Origin of the sequence: Streptomyces colonosanans, assembly GCF_001866645.1 — a bacterium.
Taxonomy (GTDB): Bacteria; Actinomycetota; Actinomycetes; order Streptomycetales; family Streptomycetaceae; genus Streptomyces; species Streptomyces colonosanans.
This window is the reverse complement of record NZ_MLYP01000106.1, coordinates 1-449: the sequence shown is the minus strand read 5'-3', so window position 1 is coordinate 449 and position 449 is coordinate 1. Positions and strand designations below refer to the sequence as shown.

Annotated in this window: 1 protein-coding gene; it reads left to right on the top strand. The window is 68.6% G+C overall.

Annotated features, from left to right (window positions below; translation table 11 throughout):
- A partial coding sequence (locus tag BIV24_RS29660) for a GTP-binding protein (protein WP_071369559.1) occupies positions 1–449 on the top strand: 449 nt, incomplete at both ends.

Here is a 449-nt window from a genome sequence, read left to right as displayed (position 1 = left end):
GGCGCCGTCTCGGAGATCAACCCGCTGCGCACGGAGGCCGTCATGACGTCTGCTTCGGCGGGCATCGACGACCTCACTCACACCGGGGACAAGACCACCACAACGGTGGCCATGGACTTCGGCCGCATCACCCTGGACCAGGACCTGATCCTGTACCTCTTCGGCACCCCCGGCCAGGACCGCTTCTGGTTCATGTGGGACGACCTGGTCCGCGGCGCCATCGGCGCCGTCGTCCTGGTCGACACCCGCCGCCTCGCCGACTGCTTCCCCGCCGTCGACTACTTCGAGAACAGCGGCCTGCCCTTCGTCATCGCCCTCAACGGCTTCGACGGCAACCAGCCGTACTCCCCGGACGAGGTCCGCGAAGCCCTGCAGATCGGTCCCGACGCCCCGATCATCACGACCGACGCCCGCCACCGCGCGGACGCCAAGAGCGCGCTGATCACCCT